The following is an 11119-nucleotide window of genomic DNA, read 5'->3' as shown; positions in this document are numbered from 1 at the left end:
GCTTTGTTGTACAATAATATAATATAGTTTAGATAAATGAATAAAGTTAGATGGCGGTTGTTGTCAAATGCAACATCACTTAACTTATTAAATAACCCAAGTAAATAAATTTATTAAATCTACTAAAGATAGACTAAATTAGAGAAAATCTCAATCTATTCAAAATTAATTTCAAGACTGCGATCGCTATTTAAATATAAATAAATTGTCAATTGTTCCAAAAAATTGCAGATAAGTCTCTTAAAGGAGGAAGCAAGTTTGTCGAAATCCTATCGTTTAGCTATTTTGGGAGCTACTGGTGCAGTTGGCACAGAGTTGCTGGAATTATTAGAAAGCCGTAATTTTCCGATTGCTGACTTGAAGTTATTGGCATCAGAGCGGAGTGCTGGGCGATCGCTACGGTTTAAAGGAGAAAATATCCCAGTAGAGCCAGTGAGCGATCGCGCCTTTGAAAATGTCGATATAGTACTAGCTAGCGCGGGTGGTTCCACATCTAAGGCTTGGGCAGCAGTTGCCGTGGCAAAGGGTGCAGTGGTAATTGACAACTCCAGTGCCTTTCGGATGAACCCAGAAGTTCCTCTAATAGTGCCAGAAGTTAATCCACAAGCCGCAGCCAATCATCAAGGCATTATTGCTAACCCTAACTGCACAACGATTTTGATGACTGTGGCAGTATGGCCATTGCACCAAGTTAAACCAGTGCAACGTATCGTGGCTTCAACCTACCAATCTGCTAGTGGTGCAGGGGCTAGGGCAATGGCAGAAGTCAAAGCCCAAACAAGCGCTATACTACAAGGACAGCCGCCAGTTGCTGAGGTATTGCCTTACCCATTGGCATTTAATTTATTTCCCCACAACTCACCATTAAATGATTTGGGTTATTGTGAGGAAGAGATGAAAATGGTCAACGAAACCCGAAAAATATTTGGCACGCAGCAAATCAGAATCACTGCGACCTGTATACGGGTTCCCGTACTCCGCGCCCATTCAGAAGCCATTAATTTAGAATTTGAGACTCCCTTTAGTGCTGAGGAAGCCAGAGAAATTTTAAATTCCTCCCCTGGAGTGAAATTGGTAGAAGATTGGGAAACTAATCATTTTCCGATGCCAATTGAAGCAACAGGTAGAGATGAAGTTTTAGTGGGAAGAATCCGTCAGGACATTTCTCATCCTTGTGGCTTGGAATTATGGTTGTGCGGCGACCAAATCCGCAAAGGCGCAGCATTGAATGCAATACAAATCGCCGAGTTACTGGTAGAAAAAAATCTACTCAAACCATTAGCTATTAGTCATTAGTCATTGGTCATTGGTAAGTGACAAAGGACAAATGACAAATGACACTTGAAAGCAATTTGCAGATAGGTTATTACAATAGGAAACCACCAAGATACAAAAACATGGGCAATCAGGAGTGAAAACAGGGTGGGAGATTTTGGTAATGTTTTAACCGCTATGATTACACCGTTTAAAGCAGACGGTAGTGTAGATTATGGTGTAGCGGCAGAACTGGCAGTGCATCTAGCTAACAACGGTACAGATACATTGGTGATGTGTGGCACAACAGGAGAATCCCCTACCTTGAGTTGGGATGAGGAATACCAGTTGTTTGTCGAGGTATTGCAGTCCGTGGCAGGAAAAGCCAAGGTGATCGCAGGTTGTGGTTCAAATTCCACGAAAGAAGCGATCGCTGCCACCCAAAAAGCGTCTAAGATAGGAGTACATGGTTCCTTACAAGTTGTTCCTTATTACAACAAACCGCCGCAAGCGGGATTGGAAGCGCACTTTCAGGCAATAGCACAAGCCTGTCCCGACTTACCATTGTTGTTATACAATGTCCCAGGTCGTACCGGACAAAACCTTCAGCCAGAAACAGTTGCCCGGTTAGCTGAGGTTAGCAATATTGTCGGGATTAAAGAATCCACTGGTAGCATAGACCAGGCAAGCGAAATTCGTCGCTTGACACCAAAAGAATTCCACATCTATTCTGGTGATGATTACATGACTTTGCCTTTGTTAGCGATCGGGGCAAAGGGTGTGGTAAGTGTGGCTTCTCATCTGGTAGGAAACCAACTACAGCAGATGATCCAAGCTTTTAATGCGGGAAAAATTGAGGTAGCAAGCGAGATTCATCTGCAACTCTTCCCGTTGTTTAAAGCTTTATTTCTCACTTCAAATCCTATTCCAGTGAAAAAAGCGCTGAAACTCCAAGGTTGGGAGGTTGGTTCAACTCGTCCACCGCTATGTGAAGCTGATTTAGAAGTAAGTCAAAAGTTAGAAGCGGTTCTGAAAGAACTTAGTTTAATCTAGCCACCATCTAGTTAAACATTGGTAGTCTGCTGCTTTCTAAAGATAGATATAAACAATGACCATAATTGTTCATAAGTTGCAATTTAAAAACCTGTGCTAGGACTGATAGATATACTATGAATCCTTAAGTGTACAGTCGATTTTATTGAATAAAAAATTGAAAATTTCAATTAAAACTTGATTGCTTTCAGAATGACTTAAGAGACAGATGATGTTGTCTTAAATACAAAGAAAGTTAACTATCAACTTAATTAACTACAAGTAACAATCTAAGGAGAAAATGGCTAAAAACGAAGCTAATAATTCCGCCTTGAAAATTATTCCTTTGGGCGGTTTGCACGAAATTGGGAAAAATACCTGTCTTTTTGAGTATGACGATGAAATTATCCTGTTAGATGCAGGATTGGCTTTTCCCACAGAGGCGATGCATGGAGTAAATATTGTTTTGCCAGATACGACCTATCTACGGGAAAATCGCCACAAAATTAAGGGGATGATCGTTACTCACGGTCATGAAGACCATATCGGTGGGATTGCTTTCCATCTCAAGCAGTTTGATATCCCTGTGATTTATGGGCCTAGGCTAGCAATGGCGATGCTAGAGGGTAAATTGGAAGAAGCAGGAGTCCGCGATCGCACAGAAATCAGAACAGTTTTACCACGTGATGTAGTGCGGATTGGCAAAAACTTTTTAGTGGAATATATTCGTAACACCCACTCCATCGCTGATAGTTTCACTGTTGCCATTCATACTCCCCTTGGTGTAGTCATTCACACCGGGGATTTCAAAATTGACCATACCCCAGTAGATGGTGAAAAGTTTGATTTGCAACGACTAGCAGAACATGGTGAAAAAGGCGTTCTTTGCCTGCTAAGTGATTCCACCAACGCTGAGATACCAGGATTTACACCTTCAGAACGTTCGGTTTATCCAAATCTGGAGAGAGTATTTAGTCAAGCCACTGGGCGATTATTTGTCACAACCTTTGCTTCTAGCGTGCATCGCATCAATATGATTTTGGATATCGCCAAGAAGCAGAACCGTGTAGTAACGGTTGTCGGGCGTTCTATGCTGAACTTGATTGCTCATGCCCGCAATTTAGGTTACATCAAGTGTGAAGATAATTTGCTGCAACCATTGCACGCAGTTCGTAATCTCCCTGACGAAAAAGTTTTAGTCTTAACTACAGGTTCTCAGGGTGAAACGATGGCAGCAATGACCCGCATTGCCAACAAAGAACATCCTCACATCAAAATCCGCCAAGGAGATACGGTAGTATTCTCTGCTAACCCAATTCCCGGAAATACGATCGCAGTAGTCAACACCATTGATAAATTGATGATTCAGGGTGCAAAAGTAGTCTACGGTCGGGATAAAGGGATTCACGTCTCCGGTCACGGCTGTCAGGAAGAGCAAAAGCTGATGATTGCCTTAACTCGACCCAAGTTCTTTGTACCATTTCACGGCGAACATCGGATGCTAGTGAAGCACGCAGAAACGGCTCAGAGTATGGGTATTCCCGCAGAAAATATGATCATTATTCAAAATGGTGATATTGTCGAACTGACTGAAGATGCTATTCGCGTTGCTGGTAAAGTGCCATCTGGTATCGAATTGGTGGATACTACCAGTTCGGGTATGGTAAGCGCCAAAGTTTTACAAGAACGGCAACGTATGGCTTCAGAAGGCATTATCACGATCGCAGCTGCAATTGATTGGAATGGTAAACTGTTGGCGAAACCAGAAACTCACCTGCGGGGTGTAGTTACAACTGTAGAGCGATCGCTGCTACAAACCTGGGTAAAACAACGCATTGAAGAAATCCTCACTGTGCGCTGGACAGAATTTGCCCCTGGCGGTGAAGCAGCAGATATAGACTGGGGCGGATTGCAAGGAACTTTAGAACGAGAATTGCAACGTTCCATCCGTCGAGAATTGCAATGTCAGCCATCTGTGACTTTGTTGATGCAAATCCCTGATGAGCCACCTGTAAAAGTTGCCGATGGCAGAAGACGGCGGACTCGGACTGCTGCTCAGGTAGCATCATAGAGAATTTAAGGTAAAAATCTCATACAGAGAGAAGTTTGAGCAGTGGCTTTCACCGCTCAAACTTCGATGGGCGCAAAGACACAGAATTTTTCTGAACGTCTTTGCGCTTTCTTTTCTCATGGGTATAGAGCTTGCCTATAGTTCTTCGATCTAACTTGTTAGGTTGCTGTCACTGAAGGCGTGCGTACAGCGTACTGCCAGCATGGATTGCGCTGTAGAGTACAAAAACACCCATAAGCAAGTTCACCTGATTTTAATGCGTTAGACTGTATGATTCTCAAATTGCCACTGGCAACGTAAGTTTTGTGAAATGCAATCGATTCTACTCGCTCAAAAATCCTACTTTTAAGGCATTCAGCCAGCTATGAATACGACACACTTACGTGAGAAAGTGGGAACACAGAGAGGAAAAATGCCTTCTAGGGTATTACTGATGTTTATACTTAGCAAAAATTCTTTTAGAAAGACCTTATATTAAGTTCTGTAAATGTTACACTAAAACCTATCCAATGATGGATGTCTTTATTAGAATTTAAACTGTGTCAAGTTATGAACAAGATCGTAATATTACACTACCGATCCCCAGAAATTTGCGATTAACTTGACGTAGTAATAAATTAGGTTCTGACTTAAGTGGCTAATCAGGTATTACATTATATCGCAGTCAGAACGCGATTTTTCCGGGAAAGTTCGTTGCCACGTTGTATATATTCATCAAAAAGGTGAATAACCTCAATAACACAGAGGATTAACCATGAAGGTATTCGACAATACCACGAAAAAGATTTTTCTGGCGAGCTGGGTGTCAATCAATCAAGCAGAGACTACTGACCATAAAGTAAGCCAGCTTAACCATTCTCCTTCCAAGCCTTACTGGGATATTCTCCAACCCCTACGGCAACGAGTAGAAAACATTCAAGTCCGTGATCGCCAATTAGCTCATCGTTTGTGCAAACTGATCCCATCTCAATGCCCCTTTGAGCGCGATGTCAAAGTATTTGGGAAGACCTTGTTTCACATCCCACCCATGTGCAAGCTCAACCCCTTATATGAAGAAGTGGTTGGTTTACGTTTCCGAGCGTTGTGCTATCTAGCCGACGAGTGTGGCGAAGATGTATCGCAGTACTGCTAATACTGAGATATGAACGCTGAGGAAAAAGTTAGGAGTCAGGAGTAAGAGGTCGGAGTCAGGAGTAAGAGGTCGGGGATCAATAATATAACTCCTAATTCCTAACTCCTAACCATTTTTTATTATTTTTTTACTATTTCTTTTGCCATTTTTGAATGGCATCCTGAGCATCTTCATAAGCGGCTGTTTCCTCTGGCACTAACGCAGCGGTCGCAATTGCGGCACTACGATCTCCTTCGGCAGCGCGACGCTTGGCCATGTCTAAAATTTTCTCACTCCATTTATTGATCGACTTTTGGGCACTATCAAAGCCTGGTTGACCTGCTGGTACTTTCTTGGCAACTTCGATCGCCCGATTGTAGGTAGATGCCTGTCCAGACTTAATTAAGGCATTAGCTGCATCTAAAAGAGTTTTGTTACTCACATACTGCTTGCCCTCTAGCCGCCACAGGTTAATTGCTGCTTGTGCTTTGGCGTAGGGGGCTTCATCTTTGGTAATTAATCGAGCGGCGGCAATGGCACTAGCATATTGTCTTTGTTTAGCACGACCCTCTGCTAAATCTAAAATCATTCGGCTCCAAATCTTAATATTTTCCTGAGCTTGTTCGTACAGTGGCTCACCAGGTTTAATTTTCCGGGCTGTAGCGATCGCCATACTCAAATCACTAGCCTGAGTTTGTCTGAGCGACATTTTCGCCAAGTCTAATACTGCTTGATTCCGCTTTTTCGACTCGGAACTAGAGATGATTTGGGCGCTAGATTGATTGTTAAGTCTAACTACTGAAGTACTATCACTTGGTAAGTTCTCGATAATCTGGCGATCGCTAGCAGTAGCACTAGGCGATGCAGTTGATATTTGCTTAATTCTAAAAGTTTCTTGATTGCGAAGAAAAACTACGGCAATTAAACCTGCTACTAGCAAGCTGCCTCCGCCCCACAAGATAAACTGTTTCCAAAAAGGGAGACTTGGCTGATTTGATGGCAATCGAGAGACGTAACCTTTGGAGGAATTGGGGATAAATCTTCCCTTGGGATTCGCTCCTAAAGAAGTTTCCGCCATTGGCTGGGAAACTAAGCTAGTAGCTGACTCCTGGACTGGTTGAGCTTTAGGCTTCTCAACCTTATAAGCCTTCACCTGCTGAGAAGAGTTCACAGTAGCTTCTCCCCATCTACCCCGTTGTGCTGAAGTTCTGGGGTAATCGTCAAGGGGAGGGGCTGCAAGAGCAACAGCAAAAGATTCTTCGGGATAAATCACCGGATTTGCTTCAAAGCCATTTTCTATTGCCAATTCTGGCAAGATTATCTGCGCCCTTGATGGGATAATAGTTGCAGGGTTTTGGACAGGCCGCCAGTGGTGGTGACATAATTTTGGCATGACCAGACTTAGGTAACTTTCTAAATCTGACAGGTTACTGCCATTACCAGAACGCAAAGCTTCTAATAAAGCTGCTGTAAAGAATCCGTGACCTAATTCGCTACTTTCGTGGGAAAATTGTTCTGGTTGACAAGAAAGAATTGTCGCTAGTTGTAGTTCTTGGGCTAGTTCTATTGTTTCTTCACCAACGGGAGCATCCGCTTGAGTGCCAAAAGCGCGGTTGATATCGAGTAGTAGCAATACATTCAAGTCAGCAAGTTGGAGACTTTGCATTAGCGATCGCAATTCGATGCCAGTCTCTTGCACGAGTTCGGGGTTGCCCTCTGCTGGCATTAAGTAATCTTTGCCCTTGTAATTGACTCCATAACCGCTAAAGAATAACCACAGATAGTCTTCCGGTTGCCAACTTGTAGCTGCCAAATCCTCAAGCAGCAGCAGAATATTCTCTTTAGTTGGATAAGTTGATCGATCTCCAATTGGCGGCGAAGTATCCGTCATTAGCAGGCAATGTTTGGGGAGAAAGCCTGCCTCTGTCACCAAAAAATCCTCTAGTGCCTCAGCATCGGCTTGGGCACAACTTAAAGGTTGAAATAACTGATAGTGATTGATGCCAATCGCGATCGCCCAGTAATTTGCCATCCCGCTCTTTGTCAGTTATTGTTTGCTGGTCTTAAAATTGCGGTTGGCTTTGCCAAAAAAACAAAGCTAACCTATGTCTTATAGTCTAGGTGATTCTCATCGAATCTTAAGCTAGAATGTAATTTTTATTACGTTAGCTAGTCGGAAAATACCTTTTACCTAATTTCAATAACAGATCATCACTAAGGAGATAGAAGGTCATGAGCAAGATTGCTGCTCACCTACCATCATCGATCACTCCCTTTTCAGTTATTAGCCAAATTGCCAGAAGAATCCGGATAGTTCCTTTATTAATTTTGCTCATATCCACTGTTCCTGCGTGGTTTTTGACGGAAGCGATCGCGCCCCAGGTTGTACGAGCTTACACCGCGAGAGTCGATCTAGCTATTGACCGCCTGCCGGAAGAAAACTATGAAACCGTTCTACGGAGAGCGGAAGCGGCCGCTAGAGCAGCCGCCCAAAGGAGCTTCGACCAAGATATCTTGGTGACAGATGTTTCAATCATTGTATCCGTACAAAATTTTGGAGCGATCGCACCAGTTCTGGCATTAGATGTGAGTCGTCCCCAATGGCGATCGCGTCCCGATGCCCAAAACTGGGCTACTTACTTCAAAACTGCGCGATCGCTACTTTTCTTTGACAATAGCTCTACAGCAGCTAACGGTGTATCAAGCAAAAAATGAAGGATTGAAGAAGAGGCAAGGGAGCAGGGAGCAGGGAGCAGGGGGAATAGAACAGAAAGGGGATTCGACCCCTCCCTGTTCCAGAACCACTTAACAGAAGTGGGGGCTCAGATCCAAGGATGAAGGGGTCATTTCCCCCCGCTCCCTGCCCTCTTCTCCCTGCTTATTCGTTGAGTTAGACACGGAGACGTAAAGAGTGGAATACTTAAATAATTCCCTCTATTTCTGTGTTCTACTTCAATCTCAACCTATCAATTCAACTTACCTGTTGTTCTTCGCGTCAGTGGATGGCCTAGAATAAGAAGGTTGTCAAGAATCGCGATATCTGCTGACATGGCTGTTCCTAAGAAGAAAACTTCCAAATCAAAACGAGATAAACGTCGAGCTACCTGGAGGCACAAAGCCGTCGTCGAAGCTCAGAAAGCCCTCTCTCTGGGTAAGTCAATTTTGACTGGACGTTCTACATTTGTGTATCCAACGGCTGAAGAAGAGGAAGAAGAATCATAATTTCCCAGTCAGGCAAAGCATAAACAGCACCAATATTCTTACTACTGGATCAACGCTTTTTATTAGCTTTCCTGATTGCATTTTGAATCATAAAGACTCTACACAAGCTCATTAGCTCGATAAAAATTGGTAGTGAGTAATTGGGAACATCCATTACCCATTACCTATCACTGATGAGTGATAATCAAATCATATAAAAGTAAAACATCTGGTAGTGTTGGCAATTCAGCAAGAAAGCTTGTAAACACCTTGAGAAAACTTATTTTTCTCCAACTATGCTAGGAAAATTTTTTCAAAAACCAGGGAAAGAAGAGGGGGAACGGGTTCCTCCTGGTCAACACTTAGCAAAAGGTTTCCCCGTACTAACTTACGGCGCAACTCCTCAAGTCAGCATTGAGGAATGGGAGTTTCGAGTTTGGGGTTTGGCAAAACCTGCTACCTTTAGCTGGTCAGACTTTATGGCGCTACCTCAACACGAATTTACGGCAGACTTCCACTGTGTAACGCGCTGGTCTAAGCTTGATGTCAAATGGACTGGCATTAAAGTTACAGATTTCATGGATCTGATTGAGCTAGATCCGAAAGTAGCCCACATTATGGAACACTGCTACGGCGGCTACACTACAAATATTTCTGTAGAAGATTTCATCCGGGAAGAAAACTTCTTTGCCTTTAAAGTCTTTGGTGAAGACCTTCCATCTGAACACGGTGGCCCGATGCGGCTAGTTGTTCCCCACCTCTACGCTTGGAAAAGTGCTAAGTGGATTAATGGTTTAGAGTTTTTAGCTGGTGAAGAACTTGGTTTTTGGGAGCGCAATGGCTACCATCGCCGTGGTGAACCTTGGGCTGAGGAGCGTTACAGCAACGCTTTTGGATTTTAGATTTTAAATTTCTTCTTTAATCCAAAATTGGCATAATTAGGAGTTGTGGATTTTTATCCTTAACTCCTAATTTTTTTAACCCAAAAGTTTCTTTATGAGTGGTAATTTGCCCTCATAAGGAGCGTATCGCCATTTTAAATCGAGCCAGAAGGAGTTTTGCAATACACTTTTGTTATGGGAAAAAGTGTCAAAACTAGCTTTGCCGTGATAGTTGCCAATGCCGCTATCTCCTACACCACCAAATGGTAAAGACGAGACACCAACCTGCATCACTGTGTCATTGATGCAGACCCCACCAGATGAAGTTTCCTGTAAAACTCGCTTTTGCAGATTTTTGTTTTGAGAAAATAAGTATAACGCCAGAGGTTTAGGTTTAGAGTTAATCAACGCGATCGCTTCGGCAACGTCAGTATATTCAATAATTGGTAAAATTGGCCCAAAAATCTCTTCCTGCATTACAGAATCTTCCGAAGAGACATTATCAATCACTGTGGGAGCGATATAACGCTCTGAAGATTGATTTTCTCCACCGATGATAACTTCACCATCTTTGAGAAAATTCACCAATCTATCAAAGTGTTTTTGACTGATAATTCTGGCATAATCAAGACTACTTATAGGATTATCACCATAAAACTCTCTTAGGCATTTTTTCAGCCCATCTATTAAATCTTTTTTGATTTTTTTATTAACTAAAAGATAGTCAGGGGCGATACAAGTTTGTCCGGCATTAATAAATTTGCCCCAAGTGATTCGTCTGACAGTGTGTTCAAGATTAATATCAGTATCTACTATACAAGGACTTTTACCACCCAATTCTAAAGTCACTGGTGTGAGATATTTGGCTGCTGCTGCCATAATAATTTTGCCGATAGCTGTGCCACCCGTAAAAAAGATATGATCGAACTTTTCTGCAAGTAGTTTTTGACTTGCTTCCACATCTCCTTCTACGACTGCAATATAAGCTGGGTCGAAATGTTTGGCAATAATCTTAGCAACGACACTAGAGGTATGAGAAGCGATTTCTGAAGGCTTGATAATTGCACAATTCCCGGCTGCGATCGCACCTACTAACGGTGAGATAATTAACTGAAATGGATAGTTCCAAGGGCCAATGATTAAAACAACCCCTAAAGGTTCTGGATAAATTTTTGCTGAGTAGGAAAAAAAATCAAAGGAAACTGCTGTTTTTTTGGGCTTAGTCCAGGTATTGATATGTTTTATAGCATAATCAATTTCCTTAATTACGCCTATTTCTGTAATGTAAATCTCCAATTCTGGTTTATGTAAATCCGCTTTTAATGCCTCGACTATTGCTTGTTCATGCTCAATTATGGCTTGCTTGAGATTTTTAAGTTGTTCAATGCGAAAAGTAACATCTTTAGTTTTACCAGTTTCAAAAAACTCTCGCTGATTCTGGATAATATCGCCAATCTTAGATAATTCAGTGGTAATCATTGTTGGGTATCCTCAAAAACTATGTTTTTAATGTGGCGTTGCTATCTCAGCATATTTAATTTGTCATTTTTTAGCGTTTGACTTTCTAAT

Annotated in this window: 9 protein-coding genes; 7 read left to right on the top strand and 2 right to left on the bottom strand. The window is 42.3% G+C overall.

The window, feature by feature from the left end; genetic code table 11:
• The first annotated feature begins 258 nt into the window (after window positions 1-258).
• The 4 genes from FD724_RS03010 (at window position 259) to FD724_RS02995 (ending at window position 5489) form a co-directional block, all read left to right on the top strand.
• On the top strand, window positions 259-1296 hold the full coding sequence (locus FD724_RS03010) for an aspartate-semialdehyde dehydrogenase (protein ID WP_179071535.1): 1038 nt from the start codon (window positions 259-261) through the stop codon (window positions 1294-1296).
• Between the two features lie 126 nt (window positions 1297-1422).
• On the top strand, window positions 1423-2307 hold the full coding sequence (gene dapA / locus FD724_RS03005; protein WP_179071534.1) for a 4-hydroxy-tetrahydrodipicolinate synthase: 885 nt from the start codon (window positions 1423-1425) through the stop codon (window positions 2305-2307).
• Window positions 2308-2587: 280 nt separating this feature from the next.
• Entirely contained in the window at window positions 2588-4357 is a 1770-nt protein-coding gene (locus FD724_RS03000) for a ribonuclease J (protein WP_114085542.1), read from the top strand.
• Between the two features lie 754 nt (window positions 4358-5111).
• The gene (locus FD724_RS02995) at window positions 5112-5489 is read left to right on the top strand and encodes a Mo-dependent nitrogenase C-terminal domain-containing protein (protein WP_114085541.1); all 378 of its coding nucleotides are present in this window, start codon (window positions 5112-5114) and stop codon (window positions 5487-5489) included.
• A gap of 130 nt (window positions 5490-5619) precedes the next feature.
• Here the strand turns inward: FD724_RS02995 and FD724_RS02990 are convergent, their stop codons facing one another.
• Window positions 5620-7500 (bottom strand): caspase family protein, encoded by a 1881-nt coding sequence (locus FD724_RS02990; RefSeq protein ID WP_179071533.1) that lies wholly within the window; start codon window positions 7498-7500, stop codon window positions 5620-5622.
• Between the two features lie 200 nt (window positions 7501-7700).
• Here FD724_RS02990 and FD724_RS02985 point away from each other — a divergent pair, with 200 nt between their 5' ends.
• The 3 genes from FD724_RS02985 to FD724_RS02975 all read left to right on the top strand — a co-directional run bounded on the left by FD724_RS02985 (window position 7701) and on the right by FD724_RS02975 (window position 9571).
• Window positions 7701-8183, top strand: a complete 483-nt coding sequence (locus FD724_RS02985; protein WP_114085539.1) for a hypothetical protein — start codon at window positions 7701-7703, stop codon at window positions 8181-8183.
• Between the two features lie 333 nt (window positions 8184-8516).
• On the top strand, window positions 8517-8690 hold the full coding sequence (rpmF, locus tag FD724_RS02980) for a 50S ribosomal protein L32 (RefSeq protein ID WP_012407602.1): 174 nt from the start codon (window positions 8517-8519) through the stop codon (window positions 8688-8690).
• A 275-nt stretch (window positions 8691-8965) separates the two neighbouring features.
• Window positions 8966-9571: a sulfite oxidase-like oxidoreductase gene (locus FD724_RS02975; RefSeq protein ID WP_114085538.1), complete on the top strand. Its 606-nt coding sequence runs from the start codon at window positions 8966-8968 to the stop codon at window positions 9569-9571.
• 75 nt (window positions 9572-9646) lie between these two features.
• Here FD724_RS02975 and FD724_RS02970 read toward each other — a convergent pair whose 3' ends face one another.
• A complete protein-coding gene (locus FD724_RS02970) occupies window positions 9647-11029 on the bottom strand; it encodes an aldehyde dehydrogenase (RefSeq protein ID WP_179071532.1) in 1383 nt (460 codons plus the stop codon).
• Window positions 11030-11119 lie beyond the last annotated feature (90 nt).

Source organism: Nostoc sp. C057 (genome assembly GCF_013393925.1).
In the GTDB taxonomy this organism is placed as follows: Bacteria; Cyanobacteriota; Cyanobacteriia; order Cyanobacteriales; family Nostocaceae; genus Nostoc; species Nostoc muscorum_A.
Note: the sequence above shows the minus strand (reverse complement) of the source record. Positions and strands in the feature narration are given on the sequence as shown.